Genomic DNA, 25,994 nt, shown 5'->3' on the forward strand with positions numbered 1-25,994 from the left:
GCAAGCCGGGCTCCTACAAAGGGAGCTACGTCATCCGACGTATTGGCCGATTCTCGCCGCCATTCGAGACTGCCAGCAACGCTGTAAACCCCTACTGTCCAGGAGCTTTGCCATGACCGATACCTTGATCAAAGTCGACCTCAACCAGCCCGTCACCGAGAACGAGCAGATCCACAATCGCTGGCATCCGGACATTCCGATGGCCTGCTGGGTCAAACCGGGGGATGACTTCATTCTCGAAACCTACGACTGGACCGCCGGGGCGATCAAGAACAACGACGACGCTTCGGATGTGCGTGATGTCGACCTGTCCACCGTGCACTACCTGTCCGGCCCGGTCGGCGTGCACGGTGCCGAGCCCGGCGACCTGCTGGTGGTCGACCTGTTGGACATCGGTGCCAAGGCCGACTCGCAGTGGGGCTTCAACGGCTTCTTCTCGCGGCAGAACGGCGGCGGCTTTCTCACCGACCACTTCCCCAGCGCGCAGAAAGCCATCTGGGATTTCAAGGGCATGTTCACCAGTTCGCGGCACATCCCCGGCGTCAACTTCGCCGGCCTGATCCACCCCGGCCTGATCGGTTGCCTACCTGACCCGGTGATGCTCGCCGACTGGAACCGCCGCGAGCAGGAACTGATCGACACCAACCCGACCCGCGTACCACCCCTGGCCAACGCGCCACTGGCCGCCACCGCACACATGGGCAAACTCAAGGGCCAGGCCCGCGATGACGCCGCGGCCACCGGCGCGCGTACCGTGCCGCCGCGCGAGCATGGCGGCAACTGCGATATCAAGGACCTGTCCCGCGGCTCGAAGATTTTTTTCCCGGTCTACGTCAAGGGCGCCGGCCTGTCGGTGGGCGATCTGCACTTCAGCCAGGGCGACGGCGAGATCACCTTTTGCGGCGCCATCGAGATGGCCGGCTGGGTGCATATGAAGGTCGAGCTGATCAAGGGCGGCATGGCCAAGTACGGGATCAAGAACCCGGTGTTCAAGCCGAGTCCGATCACCCCGAACTACAAGAACTACCTGATCTTCGAGGGCATCTCGGTGGACGAGAGCGGCCAGCAGCACTACCTCGACGTCAACGTCGCCTACCGCCAGGCCTGCCTCAATGCGATCAACTACCTGACCAAGTTCGGCTACTCACCTGCCCAGGGTTACGCCTTGCTCGGTTCGGCGCCGGTGCAGGGCCATATCAGCGGCGTGGTGGACATTCCCAACGCCTGCGCGACCTTGTGGCTGCCGACCGAGATCTTCGATTTCGATATCAACCCCAACGCCAACGGCCCGATCAAGCACCTGGATGGCAGCATCGACCTGCCTATCGCCCACGATCTGTAAGGCGCCCTCCACACGCCGGGAGAACGGACCATGCCGACCTACGAATACCAGTGCCAGGCTTGCGGCACCTTCACCATGCTGCGCCCGATGGACCAGCGCCACGAGCCCTGCCAATGCCCCTATTGCGGCGGCGCGGGCGGTGGCTTGCAGCTCTCGGCGCCGGCCTTGAACTGCCTGTCGAGCAGCCAGCGCCAGGCCATCGCCACCAACGAGCGCAGCGCCCATGCGCCGCAGACCGTCGCCGAGTACCAGCAGCGGCGCCATCCCGCAGGTTGCAGTTGTTGCTCACCAAGCAAACCGGTGGTGCCGACCAGGGCCAATCCCCTGGGACTCAAGAGCAAGACCGGGCCACGGCCCTGGATGATCAGTCACTGACAGAGGTTTTTCTCCATGCGCCATGGCGACATTTCCAGCAGCCCGGATACCGTCGGTGTTGCTGTCGTGAACTACAAGATGCCGCGCCTGCACAGCAAGGCCGAGGTCATCGACAATGCCCGCAAGATCGCCGAGGTGATCAAGGGCATGAAACAAGGGCTGCCGGGCATGGACCTGGTGGTGTTCCCCGAGTACAGCACCATGGGCATCCTCTATGACCATGACGAGATGATGGCCACCGCCGCGACCATTCCCGGCGAAGAAACCGCGATCTTTTCCGCGGCCTGTCGCGAGGCCAATACCTGGGGCGTGTTTTCCCTCACCGGCGAACGCCACGAGGAGCATCCGCACAAGGCGCCCTACAACACCCTGGTGCTGATCGACAATCAGGGGCAGATCGTCCAGCGTTATCGCAAATGCATTCCCTGGTGCCCCATCGAAGGCTGGTACCCCGGTGATCGCACCTATGTCTGCGACGGCCCCAAGGGCATGAAGATCAGCCTGATCATCTGCGACGACGGCAACTACCCGGAGATCTGGCGCGATTGCGCGATGAAGGGCGCGGAACTGATCGTCCGCTGCCAGGGCTATATGTACCCGGCGAAGGAGCAGCAGGTGCAGATGTCCAAGAGCATGGCCTGGGCCAACAACTGCTACGTCGCGGTGGCCAATGCCGCCGGTTTCGACGGCGTGTATTCGTACTTCGGGCACTCGGCGATCATCGGTTTCGATGGCCGCACCCTCGGCGAATGTGGCGAGGAGGAAATGGGTATCCAGTACGCCCAGTTGTCGATCTCGCAGATCCGCGATGCACGGGCCAACGACCAGTCGCAGAACCATCTGTTCAAGCTGCTGCACCGGGGCTACACCGGTATCTACGATTCCGGCGATGGCGACAAGGGTATTGCCGACTGTCCGTTCGAGTTCTACCGCACCTGGGTGCTGGATGCCGAGAAGGCCCGGGAGAATGTCGAGAACATCACCCGCCGCACCGTGGGCGTGGCGGATTGTCCGGTGGGGCAGTTACCCCATGGCGGCAAAGAAAAGACCGCGGGCTGAGGCATGTCATCGCTTGAGTCGGCCCCCGCAGCGGGCCAGCCTGAAGTCCGCCCGCCGACCTCGCGGTTCGTCTTCGAGCCGCAGCAGGTCATGGCACTGCTGCGCCAGCGCATCGTCGGCCAGGACGCGGCGCTGGCGGCGGTGGAGGCGCAGCTCAAGGTGCTCAAGGCGGATATCGGTGATCGCGAGCGCCCCCTCGGGGTCAACCTGTTCATGGGCCCGACCGGTGTCGGCAAGACCGAGATCGTCCGCCTGCTGGCCCAGGCCATCCATGGCCGTGCCGACGCCCTGTGCCGCATCGATATGCAGACCCTGGCCCAGGAACATTACGCGGCGGCACTGACCGGGGCGCCGCCGGGTTATGTCGGCAGCAAGGAGGGCGTCAGTCTGTTCGACAGCGAACTGATCCAGGGCAGCTACAGTCGGCCGGGCATCGTCCTGTTCGATGAACTGGAGAAGGCCAGCGACGAGGTATTGCGCAGTCTGTTGGGGATCCTGGAAAGTGGCATCCTGACCCTGGCGAGCGGCAGCCGTACCCTGGATTTTCGCAACAGCCTGATCTTCATGACCAGCAATATCGGTGCGCGGCAGGCCAATGCCCGGCGACAGCGTCTGAGTGGCTGGCGGCGTTTGCTGGGCGGGTTCGGCGAAGGGGAGGCGCAGGTGCTGGAGCGCGCCTTGCACAGGCGGTTCGAGCCGGAGTTTCTCAATCGGATCGACCGCATCCTGGTCTTCGAACGTATCGAGGGCCACTGGCTGGAGGCATTGCTGGATATCGAACTAAGTAAACTCAACAAACGCCTGGGACCGCAACGCCCGCTGTCGCTGGACGAACCGGCCCGTGCCTGGCTGGGACGTGGGCATGACCCGCGCTTCGGCGCCCGGGCCCTGGTGCGTCGGGTGCGGGTCGAACTGGAGCCGGCGATTGCCGATTACCTGTTGACCGGCGCCGAATCCGGACCGATGAGGGCGACGGTGCGCGATCGGCGCCTGGTGGTGCTGGCGCAGGCGGGTGGGTGAAAAGCGTTCAGCGTTTGTTCGCCTAGATAAAACGGTTGGCCTCGTCGAAATCCAGGCGCGGCGCGCGCTCGTAAAGCGTCGTCGAGTCGCCATAACCCAGGGTCGCGATGAAGTTGACGCGGATGCTGGAGTCGGCGAAGAAACTCGCATTGATCTGCTCTTCGTCGAAGCCCGACATCGGGTTGGTGTCCAGCCCGAGCATACGCGCGGCGATGATGAAATAGGCGCCTTGCAGGGAGGAGTTGCGAAAGGCCGATTCGGCGATCAGGCGCTGGTCGTCGCCGTACCATCCGCGGGCGTCCGCATGGGGAAACAGCCGTGGCAGGTAGCGGACGAAATCCAGTTCCATGCCCAGGATCGCGGTCACCGGAGCCGCCCTGACTTTCTCCGCGTTGCCCGGGTAGCAGAGGGTGGCGAGTCGCTCCTTGGCCTCGGGGCTGCGGCACCAGACCACCCGCAATGGCTGCTGGTTGGTCGAGGTGGGACCCCATTTCAACAGGTCGTAGAGTGCACGGATGGTACCCTCTGTAACGGGGCGATCAATGAAGCTGTTGAAGGTTCGGGCCTTGCGAAAAACCTGATCCAGCAGTTCATCGGAAAGTGGCATATTCATCTGGTAGGCTCATATCGTGAAGAGACGAGCACCTTAGAAAGCCAGGCCTGAAAAGAAAAGTAGGCACTTTTTGTATACCGTGGGCGTGAGATATCCGATGACAGAAGCTACGCACCTCCTGAACCGCGACACGCTGGAAGACTGCCCCTTGTCTGCCTTCGTAAACCTGGTGGCGGGGAAATGGGCGATCCCCATCCTGTATCGGCTTATCGTCACGCACGGGCCTATCCGCTTCGGCGAGTTGCAGAGGGCCGCAAGGCCGATCACCCAGAAGGAACTGACCAAGCAATTGCGATTGCTGGAAACTCCGGGCCTGGTGCGGCGGACGGTCTTTCCCGAAGTGCCACCCCGCGTGGAGTACGAAGCCACGCCGGTGGCGCGCGAACTCATCGGTGCTCTGGAGGCACTTGAGCAGTGGATGCGGGTGCATGGCAGCAAGCTTGTGACATCGCCGACAGCCGGGTAGGGAAGTGCCGGGTCATGTCCCGGGCATGACATCGCGCAAAGCCTGTCGCCTAGGCGACAGGCTCGCAACGACTCGCAGGCGCAGCTTTTACTGGGCGGACTGCCGCGCCGCCTGTTCGATCAGCGCAGCGACCTGGCGCGGATGGGATTCAAACACGGCATGGCTGGCGCCGTTGACCTCGATCGTCCTGGCGTGGGCCCGCGCCGCATACATCCGCTCAAGATCCGGGCTCATGATCTTGTCCGCCTTGGCCACCAGGTACCAACTCGGTTTTTTCTTCCAGGCCGGGTCGTCAACTTGTGCCGAGAACTGGGATACCGCCAGGGGGATTTGCGCATTCGCCTCGAACTCGGCTTGCCGACGCGGCAAGTCGGGCGCGAACTGAGCGGGGTAGTCGGCCGGCTTCAGGTACACAAAATTGTCCGCGGTCGCGACGATGGACAAGGGCGTGGCCGATGGATATTGCTTGCTGTTTGCGGCGATGGTTTCACCGCTATCGAGTGCATGCGCCGTGATGTAGACCAGCGACTTCACGCGCTCGTCATTCCCGGTTTCGCTGATGATCGTGCCGGCATAGCTGTGACCGACAAGCACGCAGGGGCCGTCGAGGCTATCGAGCACGCGCCGGGTGGCAATCACATCGTCTTTGAACGACGTCAGGGGCTGTTGCACCAGCGTCACGTGATAACCGTCCTTCGTCAGGATGTCATAGACCGGGCGCCAGCCCGCGGCATCGGCAAATGCGCCATGGACCACGACAATATTCTTTACCGGTGCGGCAAAAGCGGACGCATTGGCAAACAGGCACGATAGAGCGGCAACTTGTATTGCAGCCAGCCGTAACTTCGGAAAGCGCATATTCAATTCTCCGGCAAAAAGATACCAAGGCTTATATGGGGTGCCCAATTGATGAGCGGGATGAGTTGGAAGTTGATCCGTTGACGAGTTTTTATCGCTGCCCTGTTGTTTGCTAACTGACGACAGCGACGAATAACGGGCGCTTAGAACTGCGGCAGTACACCCTCTTTTTCGACAAACAGTACTTGTGCGTCATACTTGCCGGGGGCATTGGGTGTCACCACCAGAAATACCTTTTTCCCGGTTATCAGATCCGCCCGGCTTGCGGGGACGGGTGTCACCACGGGCACATTTTCCGGTACGGTCACCTGGCTGCTGCCGCCCTTGTACGACAGGTTCAGTTCGCGGCCGGTACTGCCGGTGACCACCTTGACCACGTTGGCATTGGTCATTGTGCTGTTGGCGCCGAAGTCATAAGGGAAGTGTCCCTCGGCTACACCGCGCGCGGCCTCCGGAAAGATGATCATCGAAGTGGCGGTCAGTTTCCCGTCGCTGCCGGTCAGCGCCGGCGTCCCCACGTAAGAGCCGACTTTGGCATCGGACAGCTTGGCGCTCTTGAGCGCCGAAACAGCAAGGTCCGGTTTGATATCGACCGAAATGATGTCGCCGCCATTGCGGTGCACCATCAGCATTTCGCCTTTGAACGAGACGATGTCACCACGAATCCGCTCCGGTTTGATATCAGGGGTTTGCGCCAGGGAAACGCCCGAAAACAGGATGGCAGTGAATAAAGCGCCTAGTTTGTAATGAGTCGACACGAGTTACTCCCTCTATAGCGTTGAGATTGTTCTGTGGGTTATATCGGTAAGTTGAACGAACTTGCGGGCGGAGACTTTTCGTTATCCCTGGTACTTGCTTTTGTCCTTCTGCCTCCACCTGAACGTTGATGCGGCGAGAGCTACTGTACAAACCCCATGTCGGCAGGAATACTACCCCGATCGACAATTTTGATACCGATCCTGCCATGCGAATTTTTGTCCTTGTCCTCGAAGGGGTGTTCGACACCGGCCTGACCACCGTGCTCGACAGCTTGAACATGGCCAACCGCCTTGCCGGTGTGGCGGGGAGTGGTACGGCGGGCTTCGATATCCATGTGGTAGGGGTGCGGCCCACTGTGCGCACGGCGCTGGGCATGCAGGTGCCCGTGGGCGATCTGAGCGATGGCATCGCACCTGATTGGGTGGTCATCCCGGCGCTCAACCACATGACGGCCGAGGAGCTTGTCCCTGCACTTGGCCGTGATGATGTGCACGATGCATTGGATGCCTTGCGCTCCTGGCACGGCCAGGGAGCCCGTGTTGCAGCGGCGTGTACGGGAACCTTCCTGCTGGCCGAAAGCGGTTTGCTCGACGGCGGAGACGCGACGACCACCTGGTGGCTGTCACCGCTGTTCCGCCAGCGTTATCCGCACGTACACCTGGATGCCCATCGCATCATCGTGCCCAGCGCCAGCGTGCTCACGGCCGGCGCGGCCCTCAGCCACCTTGACCTGGCACTCTGGTTGATCCGCAACCACAGTCCCGAGCTGGCGGCGCTGGTGGCCAAGTACCTCGTATTCGATACGCGGTTGTCGCAGTCCGCCTATGCGATCTCCGATCACCTCAAGCATTCGGACCTGCTCGTCGAGCGATTCGATCGCTGGGTGCGCGAGCACCTCGACACGGCCATTGCCCTCGACGTCGTGACACGGGCATTGGCAACCACCAAGCGAACGCTGACGCGGCATCTGAATGAGGTGCTGGGGAAAACACCGGTCGAATACATTCAGGATCTGCGCATAGAGCGCGCTGTCCACCTGCTCAAGACCAGCGAACTCACGGTGGACCGCATTGCCGAGCAGGTCGGCTATGCGAACGGCGTTACGTTGCGCACGTTATTGCGACGGCGCCTGGGCAAGGGTGTCCGCGAACTGCGGGTGTCATGAAGCGCGCTGCCAAGGTTTGCTCCGGCCGCTCGTCAATGTTCAGAAGAGGAGAGCACCATGGATCGTCTGGATGCCATGAAAGTCTTTGTCGCTACATTGGACGAAGGCAGCCTTACCGGCGCCAGCCGCAAGACCGGCCGTTCGATCGCCGCGGTCAGTCGTGCCATTGCCTTCCTTGAAGCCCGCGTGGGCGTGCCATTGCTGCACCGCACCACCCGCTCGATCCGGTTGAGCGAGGCGGGGGAGCGTTATGCCGCCAGTTGCCGAAAGCTCTTGCTGGAGCTGGATGAAGCCGAGCGCAGCGCGGCCGATGAGTCGAGCGTTGCGCGAGGGACCCTGACCCTTTCCGCCACCCAGTTCGCCGGGGCGGAGATCCTGCGGCCCATCATCGATGCCTTCATGGATGAGTATCCCTCCATCAATGTACGGCTGCATTTGCTGGATCGACAGGTCAACCTGATCGATGAGGGCATGGACCTGGCGCTGCGCATCAGCCACCTTCCTGATTCCACGCTGGTGGCACACAGGATTGGCGAGGTGCGGCGGGTGGTGGTGGCGTCGCCGTGCTACCTGGAGAAGCATCCTGGTATCGCCAAGCCGGCCGATCTGTGCAAACACCCGATCATCGCCATGGACCACATGGGCCTGAATTCCTGGAGTTTTCCACCGTTGGAAGGCTCATCGGTGCCTCGCTTCATTTCATTCACCCCACGGCTGGTCATCAACAGTGTGCGTGCGGTCATTGCCTCGGCGGTGGAAGGGCATGGCGTGACTCGCCTGCTCTCCTATCATGTGGCGCCGGAAGTCAGCCAGGGGCTGCTACAAGTCGTGCTGGCCGATGCGGAGCCGCCGCCCATGCCGGTGCATATCGTTTCGCCATTTGGCCGCCTCGCCGTGCCCAAGGTCCGGGCGTTCATCGACTTCGCACTTCCGCATTTGCGCTCCCGCTTTGCGTCCCTCGCCCAATGAAGTGCTTTGGATAGTCGCAACAATTACCACGCCACGCGCAAAAGTGTTTAGCGGGCAGTAGGCATTCTTTGGCCCGTTGAATATTTATAAAGTGAATCAGCGTCGTGGGTCGTGTAACGGGTAGACGTTACCTGTCCTGGCGCGTGGAAAACTATCAGCCTTTCATCTGGAAGAGGAATCTCATGATTCGACCATTTTTCATGGCGTGTCTTTTAGCGACTGTCAGTCTTCCGGCAATGGCCGATATCACACCATTTCCGAGTTCATTCCGAAACGAGTCGATCCAGACCCAGGGTGCGCAGTTGCATGTTCGTGTGGGCGGCAAGGGGCCGGCTGTTGTACTGCTGCATGGTTTCGGCGACACCGGGGATATGTGGGAACCCCTGGCGGTCAATCTGGCGCGTGACCACACCGTTGTGGTGCCTGACCTGCGTGGCATGGGCCTGTCATCCCATCCGGAGGGCGGTTATGACAAGAAAACCCAGGCCATGGACATTCGTAATGTATTGCTGAAACTCAAGATCGACCACGCCGTGGTGGTCGGGCATGACATCGGCAGTATGGTTGCCTACGCCTATGCGGCGCGTTATCCCGACAAGACCGACAAGCTGGTGGTAATGGATTCGCCATTGCCGGGGATTCCGCCTTGGGATGAAGTGATCAAGTTGCCAATCCTCTGGCATTTTGATTTCGGCGGAAAAGATATGGAGCGACTGGTGGCGGGGCGCGAGCGAATTTATCTGGATCGTTTCTGGAATGAGTTCTCGGGTAATCCGGCGAAGATCGATGAAGCCACTCGCAGTCACTATGCAGGTTTGTACGCTCGCCCTGGGGCCATGCGTTCGTCCTTCTCACAGTTCCAAGCCATACGGCAGGACGTCAAGGACAACAAGATGGTCATGGCAAACAGGCTGAGCATGCCGGTGCTCGCCATCGGCTCGGAAAAACTGTTTGGCGCCAATGAAGCGATAATGATGCGTAATGTCGCCAGCAACGTGACCGAGTTTGTCGTGCCTGGCGCGGGGCATTGGTTGATGGAAGAGGCGCCGGACACGATTGTCTTTGTCGTGCGCAACTTTTTGGATGGCAAGCCTGTGAGGGGGTTGCCGGCGGGCTGATGGTGGTGTGTCAGCGGCGGTTGTGATCGTAGCACGGGTCTCAGATGCCGGGGCCCGTCACGCGTGCCGGCAATCGGGCCAGGCGATCCCAACCGTCCGCGTTGATTGCACAACTGTTCGGCAACCACAGTGTTTGCAGTGGCAACTGCTCCAGCACGGACACCGCTGCTGAAGTGATCCGCGATTCCCCTGGGCCTGCCCCAAGCGTCAGATCCTGCAGCGGCAGACGGGCGAGGTGGGCAACGCCGGCGTCGGTGAGCCAGGGGCTTTCATACAAGCCGAGACGCCGCAGGGGCAGTTTGTGCAGGCAGGCCAGGTCGGCGTCGCATAGCTTCAGGCCGCCGAGCTCAAGGTGTTCCAACGGCAATCCCAGTTCGACGAGCATTCGCAGGACCTTGCCGTCGACACCCTCACAGAAACTGAGATTCAGCTTTTTAAGTGGCAGTCCGGCCAGTTGCTTCAGTTCTTTCCAGGTGATGTCGTTCAACGACAGGTCGAGGGATTCCAGATCCAGACCGCGCAGATCGGACAGCGTGCGCGCGTCGATGCCCTGCACATCGGCGAGTCCCAGGCGTTTCAGCGGGAACGCGTGCAGCGTGTCGAGCCGCTCGATCATTTGCTGTGAGGACTTGAGATTCAGCTCGGTCAGCGGCATGCCTTCCAGTAGCGCAATGTCGTCCTCGCCGATATACGAGGAGTGCAGCGACAGCCGCTCGATCGGCAGGTCTTTGATGGCGTGCAGCAGGGTGTCTGTTGCGTAGCAGCCGTCAAGGCTCAGCGAGCGCAAGACTGCCAGGTCTGCGAGCCAGGCAGGGTCTTTCAGGACGGCGCCATTCGAACTGATCGACAGTTGCTCGAGCGGATGATTGGCCAGATGGCGCATTCCACGTGAAGTAAGTTCTCCCGCGCGCTCCAGTGTCAGCGAGCGCAGCTTTAGGCGTGACAAGGCTTGCAGGCCATCGTCGGTGATCTCATCGCAACGGTTCAACGACAGCTCCTGCAACGGACCGCTGCCGAGTTGCTGGAGGAAACCGTCGTTGAAGTCTTCACCGTAGGTCTGCAACTTCAGCCGGCGCAGTCGTTCGAGCGAAGGCAGGCTGGTGGCGTCGTCATCGCGCGAAAACCCGCTGATTTCCAGGGTTTCCAGGGCAACGTCCGGCAAGCGCCGCCAGCTATCCGGACCGCAGCTGAAGTTCGAGCCGTTGAGTATCAGGGTACGTAATGGCAGGTCGCTCAGGGCGTCACACCAGGCCCGCTCGGCGTTGTCCAGCTCGATATGATCCACGGGAAGTCCACGAAGCTGTGGCAACCATGCGGCAGGGCGATTGGCATGGGGTGTGGCGTTCAACCGAGCAACCGCGATCCTCGCGGCCGGATCACCCAGGCCCGCCGCCACGCGCAAGCCATCCAGCGAAGCCTCTGCACTGTCGAGCAGATCGCGATAAAGCGCCGCCCGCGTCGCGATGTCATCGGGGGCTGCGCGGAGGCGGGCGATCAGGGCGTTGCGGTCGGGGTTCTGCACGGGTTGAGAGTCCGAGGTGGGATGGTCGGGAGGATTGTCGGACGTATTAGCAAGCGAAATGAGCCAAGCGTCCAGAGATATGCCAGAGAAAAGAGATGTTCTTACTGATGCCGCTGAAACGCCTCACATTCAATGCGGCCACTTCTTTTTAGCCCCGAACGTAAGCTTCGGCAACTGGGGGAGAGTGGGGAGCCTGTAAGTGAGCAAGGAAACAATTCTCGCATTACCCGAGAGGTATGCTGACTGGCTGAGTCAGCTTAAAGTCCATATTACCCAGGCTCGGCAGCGGGCTGTGTTGGCAGTCAATGCCGAACTGGTGCAGTTGTATCACCGAATTGGTGCTGAAATCAGGCAGCGCCAGCAGCTTCAAGGTTGGGGGGCGAAAGTTATTGAACGCCTGGCCCGCGATCTTTCGGATGCCTTTCCTGACATCCGTGGCTTTTCCGGACGAAACCTCAAGTACATGGCGTTTTTCGCCCAACATTGCCCCAATGGTCTATTTGGGCAGCAGCCTGCTGCCCAATTGCCTTGGTTCCATGTGGTTGTCCTGTTGACCAAGCTGGAAAGCCCCATCGAGCGTGAGTGGTATGCGAGGCAAACTGTCCTGCATGGTTGGTCACGCAGTACGCTGGAGCAGAATATCCGGAGTCGTTTGCTGCAGCGCCAGGGCTCGGCGGTCAGCAATTTTGTCGCTCTCCTACCGGTTGCTGAGTCGGCCTTTGTTCAGGAAACGCTGAAGGATCCTTACCTGTTCGACTTTCTTGGTTTGGGCAACGACGCCCATGAGCTGGAGATCGAAGAGGGGCTGATTCGTCACATCACCCGTTTCCTGCTGGAGCTAGGTGTGGGCTTTGCCTTTGTTGGCCGGCAGTTTCGCCTTGAAGTTGGCGGTGATGAGTTCTTCATCGACTTGCTGTTCGATCACACGCGACTCAAGTGCTATGTGGTCGTGGAGCTCAAAGCTACAGCGTTCAAACCCGAGCACGCTGGCCAGTTGAGCTTTTATCTCGCTGCTATGGATGCGCAGATCAAGGTAGAGGACGATAGGCCCACCATCGGGCTGCTGTTATGCAAACAGCAAAATCGGCTGGTGGCGGAATACGCTTTATCGGGAATCGACAAGCCTATCGGCGTTGCCGAATACCAGCTATTACGCGACTTACCGGAAACACTCGGTCGAAATCTACCCAGCATCGCCGAGATCGAGGCGGAGTTGGCCGGCGAGTTGAACACAGAAAGTGAAACGGAATGACTGGATTCGTCTGGCAAGTCCGCGGAGCTCAGCCCAGGATGACTTCCAAGCAGGCATTAAAAAGCCGGCTTGTGGCCGGCTTCTCGGGGACGGGTTTGGCTCATTTTTGGTAAGCCTCGCCCGCCTTCAAAACGACATCCAGAATCGCAATGTCTGGTTGTAGGATGCTGCGCAACAGTCTTGCACGGCATCAGGGGCGCGCTGACCTGCTTTCGCGGGACGCTGCCCAAATGTGCCGCGCAGGATACCCACATTTACGACAGATTCCCAGCGAAAACCGCTGCGCAGAGCTGTCGTTTTTAGTGAATGTAGCGTTTTGATACTATTTGAAGGGCACCGGCGGGCGGCGTTTGTTCAGGGTCGACCACCAGAATACCCAGCCGAGGATGCGGATGTTCTGTTGTTCGATCTGTTCCGCCGTGAACACTTCATCCGGGTATTCGTCGCTGTTGTGGCTGCGTAGCCGCAAGGCCCCCGCCGGCAGGCGGTAGACGTATTTCACCCGCAACATGCCGTCGTGTTCCAGGGCATAGATTTCGCCGTCCACCACCTGGGTCAGGCTGCGGTCGATGGCGATGGTGGAACCGTCCTGGATCTTCTCGGCCATGCTGTTGCCGGTCATCGGCGCGCAGATGGCCTTGTCCGGCTCGACGCCCATGGCCTGCAGGATCCGGTACGGCAGGCGCACCTTGCGGCCGGGCATCGCGGTGACCTGGGTCTGTTTGGCGCCAGGACTGGTGGGGGTTTCCTTGTAGAGCGGGACCTGCACGTCATTGCGTTCGGTGGCGGCGAGGTCTTCGCGGGCCGAGTAGGGGGCTTTTTCGTGGGTGTACGGAGGGTCTCCCTCGGTCTCGCCGGCCGAGGCGCCAGGATGCTTTGGACCGTCCCCCGTGCGCAACCAGCGGCTGTTGACGCACAAAAGCTCGGCTATCTCGTCCATCCGTGCCATTGGAATGCCACGTTTGAACCAGTTATTGACGTGCTGCGGGGTCACTTGCCGGTTGGCAGCGAAGTCCGAAGCTGAAAGATGGCACTCCCGCAGGAGGGCCCTTAAGCGATCGCCTGATGTATTCATGAACACAGAGTTTACTGGCGTGCTACACCCGTTTAAATAAACTAGGTGTTCAAAAATGGCCAGCCAAAACATACAAGGTGATTGATTTCGTTGAGCATTCCTACGCATGCGTTTCTGCGTGCGTTTATTGATGTTTATTAATTAAACACTTGGTTTGTTCTCGGGTAAACAGGCACAAAAAACCCCGGCGGACCGGGGTTCTCTGGCAGCGCACGTGTACCGGGCGAATCAGCCCTTGTAAGCGGCAACCGACTTGATGATTTCAGCGCGAGCGGCGTCAGCGTCGCCCCAGCCTTCGATCTTCACCCATTTGCCTTTCTCGAGATCCTTGTAGTTCTCGAAGAAGTGCTTGATCTGCTCCAGCAGCAATGGCGGCAGGTCGGTGTATTCCTTCACGTCGACGTACAGCTGGGACAGCTTGTCGTGCGGGACCGCGATGACCTTGGCGTCGCCGCCACCGTCGTCGGTCATGTGCAGGATGCCGACCGGACGCGCGCGGATCACCGAGCCTGGCGCGACCGGGTAAGGGGTCACGACCAGCACGTCGAGGGGATCACCGTCGTCGGCCAGGGTGTTGGGGATGAAACCGTAGTTGGCCGGGTAGAACATCGGGGTGGCCATGAAACGGTCAACGAACAGGCAATCGCTGTCTTTGTCGATTTCGTATTTGATCGGCGCGTGGTTGGCCGGAATTTCGATCGCGACGTAGATGTCGTTCGGCAGGTCTTTGCCAGCCGGAATCTTGCTGTAGCTCATTGGGCGATGCCCCCGTTAGTTGACCAAAAAACCTGGTCGGATTGACCAAAAAGTGGCGGCGATTATAGGCACATTCCCGGGTGGATGCCACGTGTCGCAAGACGTGCGGGCCTTAGGCTTCAGTCTTATACCGTGGGTCGTGGGCCTGCAGGTGCTGCAGTCGGGCCAGTGGATCCTGGCGGTAGAACGCGCGCAGTTGCTCGTAGACCCGTGGGTAGGCCGCGACCAGCAAATCCGGGGCACTGAAGAAGTATTCGCTGGTGACCGCGAAGAATTCCGCCGGATTTTCCGCCGCATAAGGGTCGATGGCGGTTTCGGCCTCGGGGTTGCGGTCGAGCTGGCGGTTGAGGTCGTCGTAGGCGTGTTGCATGACCTTGGCCCACTCGCCGACCCGCATGTCGCTGTGCAGCGGCGGCAGGCCGTTGGCGTCGCCATTGAGCATGTCGAGCTTGTGCGCAAGTTCGTGGATCACCAGGTTGTAGCCTTCCCAGGCACCGCTGGCGAGCACGCCGGGCCAGGCGAGGATGACCGGCCCGCGCTGCCAGGCTTCGCCGCTGTGTTCGCCGTCCCATTCGTGCTCGACGCCGCTGGCATCGCGATGGCGCTGTGGGCTGAGGAAGTCGTCCGGGTAGAGGATGATTTCATGAAAGCCCGAATACCATTCGAGGTCGCCCAGGTGTAGCAACGGCAGTTGCGCCTGGGCCGCCAGCAGCAGGCGGCTTTGCTGGTCCAGCTCGACACCGGGCAGTGTGCTCAGGTGTTTTTCGTCGAGGAACAGCACGCTGTGCTCCAGCAGCCAGCGGTCTTCGGCGTCGCTCAGGCCGTCGAGGAAACTCAGGTGTTCGCGCACCCGCTGCCAGGTTTCAGCGGCAACGGGATGGCGGGCCAGGACCCGCCGGCGCCGCCAGGCACTCAGGGACCACACGGTTTCAGTGGGTCTCGGCTTTGGACGTACCGCCGAAGCGGCTGCGCAGCACACCGATAATCATCGGCACCAGCGACAGCACGATGATGAAGACCACCAGCAGCGACAGGTTTTTCTTGATGAAGGGCACGTTGCCGAAGAAGTAGCCCAGGGTCACCAGCCCGCCGACCCAGAGTACGGTACCCAGCACGCTGAACATGACGAAGCGCGGGTAAGGCATCTTGCCGACGCCGGCGACGAACGGGGCAAAGGTCCGCAGGATCGGCAGGAAGCGCGCCAGGGTCACGGTCTTGCCGCCGTGGCGGTCGTAGAAGTCGTGGGTCTTGCGCAGGTAGTCGCGACGGAAGATCTTCGAGTTCGGGTTGCTGAAGAGTTTTTCGCCGGCGGTTCGGCCGATGATGTAGTTGGTGCTGTCACCGAGGATAGCCGCGACCATCAGCAGGCCGCCCAGCAGGACCGGGTCCATGCCGCCACCAGCCGCCACGGCACCGGCGATGAACAGCAGCGAGTCGCCCGGCAGGAAAGGCATCACCACCAGGCCGGTTTCGCAGAAGATCACCAGAAACAGGATGGCATAGATCCATGGCCCGTAATTGTTCACCAGCAGGTCGAGATACACGTCGAGATGCAGGATTAGGTCCAGCGGGTTGAAATCCATGGGTGGCACCTGTGTTGACGGTCCGGCTCGGCAGACCTGTGCAAAGAAAAGTAGACACGTAGTTAACTACACCGAATGTAGTTTTTTCGTACATTCCTGGGAAAGCCGGATTATAAGAGCTGGAGAGGATTCTGCCTGTCGAGTTTGTAGCGAGGGATGTCGTCGGGTTGCGGGGTGTAGGCGTCCGGCATTGTGGGAGCGGGTTTGCCGGGACGCCGTACCGCCGCGAAGCCTTGGCGGTCTGAGGGGCCTCTTCGCGGGCAAGCCCGCTCCCACAATTAGCATCACTCCCACAGGGAGTCGGGGCGAGCGATCAATCTTCGCTGATCGGCAACACGTAGTTCTTGAACTCGGTGTCTTCGCGAAAACCGATGGACTCGTAGGTCTTCTGCGCCACTTTGTTGTCGCTGCTGGTGGATACCCGCAGCCGTACCGCGTGGGTTTCGCGGGCCATTTTCTTCGCCGTGCGCATCAGGTTGTCGGCGACCAGCTGGCGCCGGGCGTCTTCGGCCACGTAGATATCGTTGAGGATCCACACGCGCTTGAGGGACAGCGAGGAGAAGCTGGGATAGAGCTGGCAGAAACCGAGCAGTTTCTTGTCGTCATCGTCCGCCAGGGCCAGGTAGATCACCGACTCTTTGCGGCGCAGGCGCTTTTCCAGGAAGCTGCGGGACGAATCGGGGAAGGGCAATGCACCGTAGAATTCGCGGTATTTGACGAACAGGGGCGTCAACAGGTCCAGATGTTCCAGGGTCGCTTGAGTAATCCGCATAGATCAGGCCTCAACTTCGTGGATATGACGGCAAACGGTTCACTCGGGCAGCCGTAACGCCGATGCTGCCCAAAGCGCGGGAAAAGCGCAATCCGGATGACGATCAGTCCTGGGTCGGGCCCAGTAGGAAGTTGCCGTTCGAGTGGACATCCGATTCGCTTTCCAATGTTTGCACTTGGGCCTCGTCCTTGAGATTGACCCCCGACAGTTGCCGGCGGCAGGCTTCTTTCATCAGGTACAGCAATTTGTGGGCGGCCATGCCGTAACTCATGCCCTCCAGCCGGACGTTGGAGATGCAGTTGCGATAGGCATCGGTCAGGCCGATTTTTGGATTATAGGTGAAATACAATCCCAGGCTGTCCGGCGAACTCAGGCCCGGGCGCTCACCGATCAGGATCACCACCATTTTCGCGCCGAGCAGCTCGCCGACCTCATCGGCCACCGCCACGCGGCCCTGTTCCACCAGTATCACCGGTGACAACGACCAGCCTTCGGCCGCGATCTGTTCTTCCAGGCGTGCCAGGAACGGCGCCGTATGGCGATGTACGGCCAGGGCCGAGAGTCCGTCGGCGACGACTATCGCCAGGTCGACCCCGCCGGGGTTGGCCTGGGCATGTTCGCGCAACTGTTGGGCCGAGGCACTGTTGAGCTTGCGTCCCAGGTCCGGGCGTTGCAGGTAGCTGTGACGGTCGTCGGCGGCGCTGTGCAACAGCAGGGTGTCACGCCCACGTTCGGCCAGTTGGGCGCCCAGGCCGGCAGGGTCGAATGGCAGGTGCACGGCGTCGCGGGCCTGGGCGTGGGCGAACTGGAAATCCAGCTGCGCGCTGGTGGGCAGGCTGGTGCCGGTGCGGCCGAGGGCGATCCGCGCCGGGGTCAGGCGGCGCAGTTCCAGCCAGGGGTTGTCGCTGTCTATCTCTTTGGCCATGTCGTTCATCCGAGCTGCGCCAGGGCCTGGCGAAATGCCGGGGGCAGGCTGTTGCCAAAATGCACCTTGCCATCGGCCTGGGTAAAGATACCCATCTTCGCCAGCCACTGTTCGAATTCCGGCGCGGGCTTCAGGCCCAGGGTCTGCCGGGCGTAGAGAGCGTCATGGAACGAAGTGGTCTGGTAGTTGAGCATGATGTCGTCGGAGCCGGGGATGCCCATGATGAAGTTGATCCCGGCCACGCCGAGCAGGGTCAGCAGGGTGTCCATGTCGTCCTGGTCGGCTTCGGCATGGTTGGTGTAGCAGATGTCGCAGCCCATGGGCACACCCAGCAACTTGCCGCAGAAGTGGTCTTCGAGGCCGGCGCGGATGATCTGCTTGCCGTTGTAGAGGTATTCCGGGCCGATAAAGCCGACCACGGTGTTCACCAGGAACGGCTTGAAGTGCCGGGCCACGGCGTAGGCGCGGGTTTCGCAGGTCTGCTGGTCGACGCCGAAATGCGCGTTGGCCGACAAGGCGCTGCCCTGACCGGTCTCGAAATACATCAGGTTCTGCCCGAGGGTGCCGCGGTTCAGGCTCAGGCCGGCGTCGTAGCCTTCCTGCAGGACGTTCAGGTTGATGCCGAAGCTGGCGTTGGCCGCCTCGGTGCCGGCGATGGACTGGAACACCAGGTCCAATGGCACGCCGCGATTGATCGCCTCGATGGAGGTGGTGACGTGGGTCAGTACGCAGGCCTGGGTCGGAATCTCGTAACGCTTGATCACCGCGTCGAGCATGTTCAGCAGGTCGCAGATCGAGGTCAGGCTGTCGGTGGCCGGGTTGATGCCGATCATGGCGTCGCCGTTGCCGTAGAGCAGGCCGTCGAGGACGCTGGCGGCGATGCCGGCCGGGTCGTCGGTCGGATGATTGGGTTGCAGGCGGGTCGACAGGCGGCCGCGCAGGCCGAGGGTGCCGCGGAATTTCGTCACCACGCGGATTTTCTGGGCGACCAGGACCAGGTCCTGCACGCGCATGATCTTCGACACGGCGGCGGCCATTTCCGGGGTCAGGCCCGGGGCCAGGGCACGCAGGCTCTGTTCGTCGGCGGCATCGCTGAGCAGCCAGTCGCGCAGGCCGCCGACGGTCAGGTGGCTGACGGCGGCGAAGGCCGGTTTGTCGTGGGTGTCGATGATCAGCCGGGTGACTTCGTCGCTTTCATAGGGGATCAGCATTTCCTCGAGGAAATGCTTGAGGGGAATATTGGCCAGGGTCATCTGGGCCGCGACCCGCTCGCCGTCGTTCTGTGCGGCGACGCCGGCGAGGAAATCCCCGGAGCGGGCGGGGCTGGCCTTGGCCATGACCTCCTTGAGGCTGTCGAAGCGATAGGTCTGGGCGCCGACGGAATGGGCGAATGTGGCCATGGGCGGTGTCCTCCTGTTTTTGATTACCGATCGTTCCCACGGTTCCCGTGGGAATGCTTCACTGGACGCTCTGCGTCCGCTGTTGTGACGCAGAGCGTCACGGACTGCATGCCCACGCAGAGCGTGGGAACGATCGGCGTGGAGCAGTGCATGCAATGCCCCGCACTGGTGCAATCAGTTACCGGTGAGCATAGCGTCCGCCGGGGCTTCCGAGCGCTGGTGGGCGGTCAATTGGAAATAGATGAAGCCCGCTGCCATGAAGCCCAGGAAAATCAGGCCGATCAGCATGTTGAACCAGGCCATCGCCACCAGGCAGACCACTGCCAATGCAAGGGCGATGCCGGGGACGACCGGATAACCCGGGGCTCGGAAGGTCCGCTCCAGGTTCGGCTCGGTTTTACGCAGTTTGAACAGGCTCAGCATACTGATGATGTACATCACGATGGCGCCGAATACCGACATGGTGATCATCGCCGCCGTCAGGCTCATGCCTTGCAGGTTGACCAGGCCGTCGCTGTAGATCGCCGCGATGCCGATCACGCCGCCCGCCAGGATGGCGCGATGGGGTGTCTGGAAGCGCGACAGTTTGGCCAGCGAGCGGGGCAGGTAGCCGGCCCGGGCCAGGGCGAAGAACTGCCGCGAGTAGCCGAGGATGATCCCGTGGAAGCTCGCCACCAGGCCGAACAGGCCGATCCACACCAGCATGTGCATCCAGCTCGAATTGCTGCCGACCACGGCTTTCATGGCCTGGGGCAGCGGGTCGTTGATGTTCGACAACTGGCGCCAGTCGCCGACGCCGCCGGCCATGACCATCACGCCGATGGCCAGGAATACCAGGGTCAGGATGCCACTGACGTAGGCCTTGGGAATGGTGCGCTTGGGGTCCTTGGCCTCTTCGGCGGCCATGGCGGCACCCTCGATGGCGAGGAAGAACCAGATCGCGAAGGGGATGGCGGCGAAGATGCCGGGGATCGAGTCAATGCTGAAGGTGTTCGAGCCCGACCAGCCATTGAGGACGAAGTTGCTGAAGCTGAAGCCCGGCGCGACCACGCCCATGAACACCAGCAGTTCGGCGACTGCCAGCACGGTGACCACCAGTTCGAAGGTGGCGGCGATGCTGACGCCGAGGATATTGAGGGTCATGAACACGAAGTAGGCGCCGACGGCGGCGATCTTCGGGTCGAGCCCGGGGTATTGCACGTTGAGGTAGGCACCGATCGCCATGGCAATCGCCGGTGGGGCGAAGACGAATTCGATCAGGGTGGCGATACCGGCGATCAAGCCGCCTCTTTCACCAAATGCCCGGCGACTGTAGGCAAACGGCCCGCCGGCATGGGGAATCGCGGTGGTGAGCTCGGTGAAACTGAAGATAAAGCAGGTGTACATGGTCGCCACCATCAGCGCAGTGACCAGGAAGCCCAGGGTGCCGGCGGTGCCCCAGCCATAACTCCAGCCGAAGTATTCGCCGGAAATCACCAGCCCGACCGCGATGCCCCACAGGTGCAGGGTGCCAAGGGTCGGTTTGAGTTCGGTTTTTGTAGTCATAAGTCCTCGCTTGTCTTTTTTATTGTTTGGTTGTTGGACTTGCGGGTGTCGATTTTCCGTACAGCGGGCACGCAATGCCCGGGCCGGGGTGGCCGGGCGTCATGGGTATGTCAGTGAGGGCCTCATCGCCGGCAAGCCGGCTCCCACAGTGACGGAGTCGAATCAGGAAGGTCTGAACGGCCCGAAACCTGTAGGAGCCTGGCTTGCCGGCGATAGCGGTATCAGGGTCTAGAAGAACCCAAGTGGATTGATGTCATAGCTCACCAGCAGGTTCTTGGTCTGCTGGTAATGATCGAGCATCATTTTGTGGGTTTCACGGCCGACACCGGACTTCTTGTAGCCACCGAATGCGGCATGCGCCGGGTACAGGTGGTAGCAGTTGGTCCATACACGACCGGCCTTGATCGCCCGGCCCATGCGGTAGGCGCGGTTGATATCGCGGGTCCACAGACCGGCACCGAGACCGAACTCGGTATCGTTGGCGATCGCCAGGGCTTCGGCTTCGTCCTTGAAGGTAGTGATGCTCACCACCGGGCCGAAGATTTCTTCCTGGAACACACGCATCTTGTTGGTGCCCTTGAGCAGGGTCGGCTGGATGTAGTAACCGCTGGCGAGGTTGCCTTCGAGTTTTTCCACCTTGCCGCCGGTCAGCAGCTCGGCGCCTTCGCCCTTGGCGATTTCCAGGTAGGACAGAATCTTGTCGAATTGCTGCTCGGAGGCCTGGGCGCCGACCATGGTATCGGTGTCCAGCGGGTCGCCACGCTTGATCTGGCTGACCTTTTTCATCACCACCTGCATGAACTCGTCGTAGATCGACTCTTCCACCAGCGCGCGGGATGGGCAGGTGCAGACCTCCCCCTGGTTGAAGAACGCCAGGACCAGGCCTTCGGCGGCTTTCTCGATAAAGCTCGGCTCGGCCTTCATGATGTCGGCGAAGAAGATATTTGGCGACTTGCCACCCAGCTCCACGGTGGACGGAATGATGTTTTCGGCGGCGCATTTCATGATGTGCGAGCCGACCGGCGTCGAGCCGGTGAAGGCGATCTTGGCAATGCGCTTGCTGGTGGCCAGGGCTTCGCCGGCTTCTTTGCCGAACCCTTGCACCACGTTCAGCACGCCAGGGGGCAGCAGGTCGCCGATCAGTTCCATCAGCACGCAGATGCCCAGCGGCGTCTGCTCGGCGGGCTTGAGTACCACGCAGTTACCGGCGGCCAGGGCCGGCGCGAGTTTCCAGGCGGCCATCAGCAGCGGGAAGTTCCACGGGATGATCTGTCCGACCACTCCCAGCGGTTCATGGATGTGATAGGCCACGGTGTTGCCATCGATCTCGGCGGCGCTGCCTTCCTGGGCGCGCAGGCAACCGGCGAAGTAGCGGAAGTGGTCGGCGGCCAGCGGGATGTCGGCGTTCAGGGTTTCACGCACGGCTTTGCCGTTGTCCCAGGTTTCGGTGATGGCCAGCAGTTCGAGGTTCTGTTCGATGCGGTCGGCGATCTTCAGCAGGACCAGCGAGCGCGCCTGGGCCGAAGTGCTGCCCCAGGCATCGGCGGCGGCGTGGGCGGCGTCCAGGGCCTTGTCGATGTCCTTGGCATTGGAGCGCGGGAATTCGGCGATGGGTTGGCCGTTCACCGGCGAGGTATTGGTGAAGTACTGGCCGTCAACCGGGGCGACGAATTCGCCATTGATGTAGTTGCCATACTTGGCCTTGAACGAAACGATGGCGCCGGCAGTACCAGGGTGGGCGTAACGCATGGTGAGTGTCTCCTTGGCTTTTGTGCTTATAAGGGAGTTGCGCTTCACAAGCGTAGAGCAAAGGTCGGGCCAGTGCGTCCGGGCCGCGCTGCGACAGGGCTTGGCAGGATTCGCCCGAAGTCCTGGTCGCTGCACTGTGGCGCGGTCGGTACAGCCTGGGGTGACACTTTGTAACGCCGATGGCACAGCCTGTGACTCATCGGTCGGGGGGTGATTGCAATGCGTGGATGGCTGGAGGATGCTGGGTGCCGAGACGAAAGCGCATGGATTCTGAACGCACCGCGACACCTGTAGGAGCCGGCTTGCCGGCGATGGCGTCCGGGCAACCAACGCAAGGCTCAGGGGCCTCATCGCCGGCAATCGAGCGTCGACCGGTCGCTCCTACACGGTCGGGAGAACAATAAGAAATGCAGAACAACCATTTGAGCCGTCACGCCCGGCAGGTGCTGACCGTGACCCAGGGCAAGCCCCAACTGCATGGGCCGGGCAGTGATCCGTCGATCGCCCGTTCCTGGCTGCGCTGCCTGGAGGACTATCACCTCGACCCGTCCTTGAGTATCGCGCCCACGGTGCTCGAGCATGACCGTCTGCTGGAAAGCCGCGAGCGTCTCAAGCATGTGCTGCAGATCGCCGGCAACGAAATGACCAGCCTGCACCAGCAACTCTCCGGCGCCGGTCATGCGGTGTTGCTGACCGATTCCCGTGGGGTGATCCTCAACTGCGTCACCGCCCCCGCCGAGCGCAAGATCTTCGAGCGCGCCGGGCTCTGGCTCGGCGCCGACTGGAGCGAAGCCTGCGAAGGCACCAATGGTATCGGCACCTGCCTGGTGGAGCGGCAGTCGCTGACCATTCACCAGGACGAGCACTTTCGCGGTCGCCATACGGGCCTGACCTGTTCGGCGAGCCCGGTCTTCGATCCCCAGGGTGAATTGCTGGCGGTGCTCGATGTGTCATCCGCGCGCCCTGACGTGTCCCGGCAGAGCCAATTCCACACCATGGCCCTGGTGAACCTCTCGGCGAAGATGATCGAGAGCTGCTATTTCCTGCGTTATTACGACAAGCACTGGTTGCTGCGTTTTCACTTGCAGGCCGAGTCCGTGGGTCTGTTCAGCGAGGGGCTGTTGGCGTTCGACGGCGAAGGGCGGATCAGTGCGGTCAACCAGAGCGCCCTGAACCTGCTGGGGCAGGCTCGTGGTGGATTGCTCGGACAGCCGGTGGAAGCGTTTTTCGACTGCTCGCTGGATGAACTGCTGGGTCGCGCGAGTGCCCAGGCCAGCGCCAGTTGGCCACTACGGACCAGGGATGGGCGCGGGTTGTTCGCGGTGTTGCGCGGCCAGCCACGCAGTGTGCCCAAGCCGCTGGCGCCGTCACCGGTGATCGTCGAGCGGGGCGGCCTGTCGGGCATCTGCCTGGGCGATGAAGGTCTGCAGAATGATTTTCGCAAGGCGTTGCGGGTCTTCGAGCGCGATGTACCGCTGTTGATCAACGGCGAAACCGGCTCGGGCAAGGAAGCGTTCGCCAAGGCGGTACACCAGTCCAGTCAGCGTGCGCAGAAGGCTTTTGTCGCCCTCAACTGTGCGGCCATCCCGGAAAGCCTGATCGAAAGCGAATTGTTCGGTTATCGCGGCGGCAGTTTTACCGGCGCGCGCAAGGAAGGCATGCGGGGCAAGTTGCAGCAGGCCGATGGCGGCACGTTGTTCCTCGATGAGATCGGCGATATGCCGCTGGCGTTGCAGACGCGCTTGCTGAGGGTGCTGGAAGATCGCCAGGTTGTGCCGATCGGCGGCGAGCCCGAGGCGGTCAATGTGCGGATCGTCAGCGCGACCCACCGCAATCTGTTGGAGCGGGTGCAGGACGGCAGCTTCCGCGAGGATCTGTACTATCGGCTCAATGGCCTGGAAATCGGCTTGCCGGCCTTGCGCGAGCGCAGCGACAAGTCGCAATTGCTGGATTTCCTGCTGGCGCAGGAGGCCGCCGGGCAACCTGTACTGATCGAGGCGGCGGCACGCCAGGCCCTGCTGGATTTCGCCTGGCCGGGCAATGTACGGCAGTTGCGCACGGTGCTGCGTACGCTCACGGCGCTGTGTGATAACGGGCGGATCGGCGTGGCGGACCTGCCGGCGATGATTCGCCAGGGACCGTTGACGGTCGCTGTGCCCGCGGACGTTTCGCCGCATCCGTTGGACGATGCCGAGCGTCAGGCGTTGCTCGGCGTACTGGCGCAACAGCGCTGGCACATGACCAACGCCGCCGAGCAGTTGGGGGTGAGTCGTAACACCCTTTACCGCAAACTGCGCAAGCACGGGATTGCCCGCTGCATTTGAGCTCGATGAGGCAACGCTCCTCAGCGAAAGAACAGCCTGGAGAGTTCGTCGAGGCCCAGGTCGTCGAGTTCCTGTTCTTTCTCGTAGGCTCTTTGCGCCTTGAGCCAGGCTTTCAGGCCTTTGGGTTCATTGATCTCTGCTCGAAGCAAGATCTGGTTTTCGACATCGAATTGCAGTTGTTCAAGCTGGCTGTCGTAAATCACCGGCAGATTCGCCGGAGAGATGTCATAGAGTAAAAGGGGCACGGCAAACTGTTCCATGAATGCGAACTCCCTGAGTTGCACTTCTATATTCAGCTCTCCCAACTGTTCGCTCAGCACTCGGTTGTAATGCTTGAGCCGATCAGCAGGCAATGCATTGATATCACCGGCATTAATCTGTTCGACTTCGAGCTGCAGTTGCAGCAACGCCAGCAAGTCGCGCTCGCCATAGGCCTGATTGACCCGTTGCATCAGCGCTGTCTTGCGTTCGCGTTCGCCTGCGTCGGTTTCGCGGTCGGGGTGCAGGGCGCTGGCCAGCTTGCGGAAAACCTCGCGAACCGATTGGCTGGCCTGTTGCTCGTCTTTTTCAGCTCGCAGCTGTTGTGCGGTTTTTTTTCCTGCGGGTTTGTGTGATGCGTTGTGTTGAGCCTGCATCTGTTCATGGAGTCTTTGCGTGACGGCTTCCTCTGAGCGCAGGTCGACATCATCACCGAGCTCGAAACCGAACATCTCCTGGTAGCCCTGCTTGAGCCGTTCCTCTTCTTCGCGCTCGAGGGTGTCGTAGTCTTCAGGGCTATGGCGGTTGTAGATGTTCTTGATGGCTTCGTCGTTTTCACCGCCTGTCAAGGACACGGCCAAGGCGAGGATCTCTTCCCGCAAAGTCTGGCGGTCGGCTTTTGACAGTTTGACGCGCTCGCTGGCATCGTCCAGAAGCTGCAGCAGTTCAAGGTTGTTCTGGAAATACTGGTCGAGCAGCGGTTTGAAATCGCGGCTCCAGCGTTCGATATAGAACGGCATGTTGCTTTCCCAGGCCTCAAGCTCCCTGCGCTTTTTTTCTATGTCCTTGATCAGTGTGTTGAATTTTTTCTGCCCAGCAGGCAGTTTGCGTTTTCCAGGCGCTGGCGTGACGCTGAGCCCGGAAGATTTGTCTTTCATTGCGGAACTCCAAGGCGCTTGACGATTGAAGGTGTCATTATCCAATTCAGCTATTTCAGATTCGTGCTAAAAGCATGCAGGAAAACTCCTGATTTTCATCTGATCGGGAATATTTCCTGTATGGGTGTTTCTCCCTGTCGGCCTATTGAAACACAAGGTGCGATTTCGTCCGCCCTGGGCTAACCTGCGGCCATGTTTTACGAGGTCGACT

Annotated in this window: 24 protein-coding genes; 10 read left to right on the forward strand and 14 right to left on the reverse strand. The window is 61.0% G+C overall.

The window, feature by feature from the left end:
* Positions 1–112: 112 nt before the first annotated feature.
* Genes fmdA through HX851_RS27125 form a run of 4 tightly spaced genes read left to right on the forward strand, consistent with a single transcriptional unit; the run spans position 113 to position 3,796 of the window.
* Complete coding sequence (fmdA, locus tag HX851_RS27110) at positions 113–1,342, forward strand: formamidase (protein WP_177062192.1); 1,230 nt, start codon at positions 113–115, stop codon at positions 1,340–1,342.
* 30 nt (positions 1,343–1,372) lie between these two features.
* Complete coding sequence (locus HX851_RS27115; RefSeq protein WP_177062191.1) at positions 1,373–1,717, forward strand: FmdB family zinc ribbon protein; 345 nt, start codon at positions 1,373–1,375, stop codon at positions 1,715–1,717.
* A 15-nt stretch (positions 1,718–1,732) separates the two neighbouring features.
* Positions 1,733–2,776: an aliphatic amidase gene (locus HX851_RS27120; RefSeq protein WP_152742107.1), complete on the forward strand. Its 1,044-nt coding sequence runs from the start codon at positions 1,733–1,735 to the stop codon at positions 2,774–2,776.
* Positions 2,777–2,779: 3 nt separating this feature from the next.
* Positions 2,780–3,796, forward strand: coding sequence for an AAA family ATPase (locus HX851_RS27125; protein WP_256262548.1), 1,017 nt, complete (start codon positions 2,780–2,782; stop codon positions 3,794–3,796).
* A gap of 22 nt (positions 3,797–3,818) precedes the next feature.
* Here the strand turns inward: HX851_RS27125 and HX851_RS27130 are convergent, their stop codons facing one another.
* Positions 3,819–4,409 (reverse strand): malonic semialdehyde reductase, encoded by a 591-nt coding sequence (locus HX851_RS27130; protein ID WP_177066110.1) that lies wholly within the window; start codon positions 4,407–4,409, stop codon positions 3,819–3,821.
* A 97-nt stretch (positions 4,410–4,506) separates the two neighbouring features.
* On the opposite strand from HX851_RS27130, the gene HX851_RS27135 reads away from it, so the two are divergent.
* Positions 4,507–4,875, forward strand: coding sequence for a winged helix-turn-helix transcriptional regulator (locus HX851_RS27135; RefSeq protein WP_177062187.1), 369 nt, complete (start codon positions 4,507–4,509; stop codon positions 4,873–4,875).
* An 87-nt stretch (positions 4,876–4,962) separates the two neighbouring features.
* Here HX851_RS27135 and HX851_RS27140 read toward each other — a convergent pair whose 3' ends face one another.
* Together HX851_RS27140 and HX851_RS27145 are read right to left on the reverse strand one after the other, a co-directional pair.
* Positions 4,963–5,733, reverse strand: a complete 771-nt coding sequence (locus HX851_RS27140; RefSeq protein ID WP_177066109.1) for an alpha/beta fold hydrolase — start codon at positions 5,731–5,733, stop codon at positions 4,963–4,965.
* A 143-nt stretch (positions 5,734–5,876) separates the two neighbouring features.
* The gene (locus HX851_RS27145) at positions 5,877–6,491 is read right to left on the reverse strand and encodes a hypothetical protein (protein WP_177062183.1); all 615 of its coding nucleotides are present in this window, start codon (positions 6,489–6,491) and stop codon (positions 5,877–5,879) included.
* Between the two features lie 206 nt (positions 6,492–6,697).
* Between HX851_RS27145 and HX851_RS27150 the strand changes: the two genes are divergently transcribed.
* From HX851_RS27150 to HX851_RS27160, 3 genes are all read left to right on the forward strand, one after another.
* On the forward strand, positions 6,698–7,657 hold the full coding sequence (locus HX851_RS27150; protein WP_177062181.1) for a GlxA family transcriptional regulator: 960 nt from the start codon (positions 6,698–6,700) through the stop codon (positions 7,655–7,657).
* A 57-nt stretch (positions 7,658–7,714) separates the two neighbouring features.
* Positions 7,715–8,626, forward strand: a complete 912-nt coding sequence (locus HX851_RS27155) for a LysR family transcriptional regulator (protein WP_177062179.1) — start codon at positions 7,715–7,717, stop codon at positions 8,624–8,626.
* Between the two features lie 182 nt (positions 8,627–8,808).
* Positions 8,809–9,744, forward strand: a complete 936-nt coding sequence (locus HX851_RS27160; protein WP_177066108.1) for an alpha/beta fold hydrolase — start codon at positions 8,809–8,811, stop codon at positions 9,742–9,744.
* A gap of 40 nt (positions 9,745–9,784) precedes the next feature.
* On the opposite strand, the gene HX851_RS27165 is transcribed toward HX851_RS27160, so the two are convergent.
* On the reverse strand, positions 9,785–11,266 hold the full coding sequence (locus HX851_RS27165; protein ID WP_177066107.1) for a leucine-rich repeat domain-containing protein: 1,482 nt from the start codon (positions 11,264–11,266) through the stop codon (positions 9,785–9,787).
* A 199-nt stretch (positions 11,267–11,465) separates the two neighbouring features.
* On the opposite strand from HX851_RS27165, the gene HX851_RS27170 reads away from it, so the two are divergent.
* Positions 11,466–12,518 (forward strand): PDDEXK nuclease domain-containing protein, encoded by a 1,053-nt coding sequence (locus HX851_RS27170; protein WP_177066106.1) that lies wholly within the window; start codon positions 11,466–11,468, stop codon positions 12,516–12,518.
* Positions 12,519–12,840: 322 nt separating this feature from the next.
* On the opposite strand, the gene HX851_RS27175 is transcribed toward HX851_RS27170, so the two are convergent.
* From HX851_RS27175 to exaC, 9 genes are all read right to left on the reverse strand, one after another.
* Positions 12,841–13,593 carry a LexA family transcriptional regulator gene (locus HX851_RS27175; RefSeq protein ID WP_177062849.1) on the reverse strand — a complete coding sequence of 251 codons (753 nt, stop codon included), beginning with the start codon at positions 13,591–13,593 and terminating at the stop codon, positions 12,841–12,843.
* 228 nt (positions 13,594–13,821) lie between these two features.
* Positions 13,822–14,349: an inorganic diphosphatase gene (gene ppa, locus HX851_RS27180; protein ID WP_177062850.1), complete on the reverse strand. Its 528-nt coding sequence runs from the start codon at positions 14,347–14,349 to the stop codon at positions 13,822–13,824.
* A gap of 112 nt (positions 14,350–14,461) precedes the next feature.
* Entirely contained in the window at positions 14,462–15,274 is an 813-nt protein-coding gene (locus HX851_RS27185; RefSeq protein ID WP_177062851.1) for a M90 family metallopeptidase, read from the reverse strand.
* A gap of 4 nt (positions 15,275–15,278) precedes the next feature.
* Positions 15,279–15,932: a DedA family protein gene (locus HX851_RS27190; RefSeq protein ID WP_177062852.1), complete on the reverse strand. Its 654-nt coding sequence runs from the start codon at positions 15,930–15,932 to the stop codon at positions 15,279–15,281.
* Positions 15,933–16,245: 313 nt separating this feature from the next.
* A complete protein-coding gene (locus HX851_RS27195; protein WP_177062853.1) occupies positions 16,246–16,704 on the reverse strand; it encodes a GNAT family N-acetyltransferase in 459 nt (152 codons plus the stop codon).
* 103 nt (positions 16,705–16,807) lie between these two features.
* Positions 16,808–17,638: an ethanolamine ammonia-lyase subunit EutC gene (gene eutC, locus HX851_RS27200; protein ID WP_177062854.1), complete on the reverse strand. Its 831-nt coding sequence runs from the start codon at positions 17,636–17,638 to the stop codon at positions 16,808–16,810.
* The gene (locus HX851_RS27205) at positions 17,635–19,029 is read right to left on the reverse strand and encodes an ethanolamine ammonia-lyase subunit EutB (RefSeq protein WP_177062855.1); all 1,395 of its coding nucleotides are present in this window, start codon (positions 19,027–19,029) and stop codon (positions 17,635–17,637) included. The genes eutC and HX851_RS27205 overlap by 4 nt, the downstream gene beginning before the upstream one ends.
* Before the next feature lie 174 nt (positions 19,030–19,203).
* Entirely contained in the window at positions 19,204–20,574 is a 1,371-nt protein-coding gene (eat, locus tag HX851_RS27210) for an ethanolamine permease (RefSeq protein ID WP_177062856.1), read from the reverse strand.
* A 228-nt stretch (positions 20,575–20,802) separates the two neighbouring features.
* The gene (gene exaC / locus HX851_RS27215) at positions 20,803–22,323 is read right to left on the reverse strand and encodes an acetaldehyde dehydrogenase ExaC (RefSeq protein ID WP_177062857.1); all 1,521 of its coding nucleotides are present in this window, start codon (positions 22,321–22,323) and stop codon (positions 20,803–20,805) included.
* A 407-nt stretch (positions 22,324–22,730) separates the two neighbouring features.
* Between exaC and HX851_RS27220 the strand changes: the two genes are divergently transcribed.
* Complete coding sequence (locus HX851_RS27220) at positions 22,731–24,647, forward strand: sigma-54-dependent Fis family transcriptional regulator (protein ID WP_177062858.1); 1,917 nt, start codon at positions 22,731–22,733, stop codon at positions 24,645–24,647.
* Between the two features lie 20 nt (positions 24,648–24,667).
* Here HX851_RS27220 and HX851_RS27225 read toward each other — a convergent pair whose 3' ends face one another.
* Positions 24,668–25,783: a J domain-containing protein gene (locus HX851_RS27225; protein WP_177066105.1), complete on the reverse strand. Its 1,116-nt coding sequence runs from the start codon at positions 25,781–25,783 to the stop codon at positions 24,668–24,670.
* Positions 25,784–25,994 lie beyond the last annotated feature (211 nt).

It is taken from the genome of Pseudomonas gingeri, from assembly GCF_013385635.1.
Taxonomy (GTDB): domain Bacteria; phylum Pseudomonadota; class Gammaproteobacteria; order Pseudomonadales; family Pseudomonadaceae; genus Aquipseudomonas; species Aquipseudomonas gingeri_A.

Excerpts from the sequence above, each read along its gene's own strand:
- fmdA (WP_177062192.1), top strand. The coding sequence starts at position 113 with ATGACCGATACCTTGATCAAAGTCGACCTCAACCAGCCCGTCACCGAG.
- HX851_RS27115 (WP_177062191.1), top strand. The coding sequence starts at position 1,373 with ATGCCGACCTACGAATACCAGTGCCAGGCTTGCGGCACCTTCACCATG.
- HX851_RS27120 (WP_152742107.1), top strand. The coding sequence starts at position 1,733 with ATGCGCCATGGCGACATTTCCAGCAGCCCGGATACCGTCGGTGTTGCT.
- HX851_RS27125 (WP_256262548.1), top strand. The coding sequence starts at position 2,780 with ATGTCATCGCTTGAGTCGGCCCCCGCAGCGGGCCAGCCTGAAGTCCGC.
- HX851_RS27130 (WP_177066110.1), bottom strand. The coding sequence starts at position 4,409 with ATGAATATGCCACTTTCCGATGAACTGCTGGATCAGGTTTTTCGCAAG.
- HX851_RS27135 (WP_177062187.1), top strand. The coding sequence starts at position 4,507 with ATGACAGAAGCTACGCACCTCCTGAACCGCGACACGCTGGAAGACTGC.
- HX851_RS27140 (WP_177066109.1), bottom strand. The coding sequence starts at position 5,733 with ATGCGCTTTCCGAAGTTACGGCTGGCTGCAATACAAGTTGCCGCTCTA.
- HX851_RS27150 (WP_177062181.1), top strand. The coding sequence starts at position 6,698 with ATGCGAATTTTTGTCCTTGTCCTCGAAGGGGTGTTCGACACCGGCCTG.
- HX851_RS27155 (WP_177062179.1), top strand. The coding sequence starts at position 7,715 with ATGGATCGTCTGGATGCCATGAAAGTCTTTGTCGCTACATTGGACGAA.
- HX851_RS27160 (WP_177066108.1), top strand. The coding sequence starts at position 8,809 with ATGATTCGACCATTTTTCATGGCGTGTCTTTTAGCGACTGTCAGTCTT.
- HX851_RS27175 (WP_177062849.1), bottom strand. The coding sequence starts at position 13,593 with ATGAATACATCAGGCGATCGCTTAAGGGCCCTCCTGCGGGAGTGCCAT.
- ppa (WP_177062850.1), bottom strand. The coding sequence starts at position 14,349 with ATGAGCTACAGCAAGATTCCGGCTGGCAAAGACCTGCCGAACGACATC.
- HX851_RS27190 (WP_177062852.1), bottom strand. The coding sequence starts at position 15,932 with ATGGATTTCAACCCGCTGGACCTAATCCTGCATCTCGACGTGTATCTC.
- HX851_RS27195 (WP_177062853.1), bottom strand. The coding sequence starts at position 16,704 with ATGCGGATTACTCAAGCGACCCTGGAACATCTGGACCTGTTGACGCCC.
- eutC (WP_177062854.1), bottom strand. The coding sequence starts at position 17,638 with ATGAACGACATGGCCAAAGAGATAGACAGCGACAACCCCTGGCTGGAA.
- HX851_RS27205 (WP_177062855.1), bottom strand. The coding sequence starts at position 19,029 with ATGGCCACATTCGCCCATTCCGTCGGCGCCCAGACCTATCGCTTCGAC.
- eat (WP_177062856.1), bottom strand. The coding sequence starts at position 20,574 with ATGACTACAAAAACCGAACTCAAACCGACCCTTGGCACCCTGCACCTG.
- exaC (WP_177062857.1), bottom strand. The coding sequence starts at position 22,323 with ATGCGTTACGCCCACCCTGGTACTGCCGGCGCCATCGTTTCGTTCAAG.
- HX851_RS27220 (WP_177062858.1), top strand. The coding sequence starts at position 22,731 with ATGCAGAACAACCATTTGAGCCGTCACGCCCGGCAGGTGCTGACCGTG.
- HX851_RS27225 (WP_177066105.1), bottom strand. The coding sequence starts at position 25,783 with ATGAAAGACAAATCTTCCGGGCTCAGCGTCACGCCAGCGCCTGGAAAA.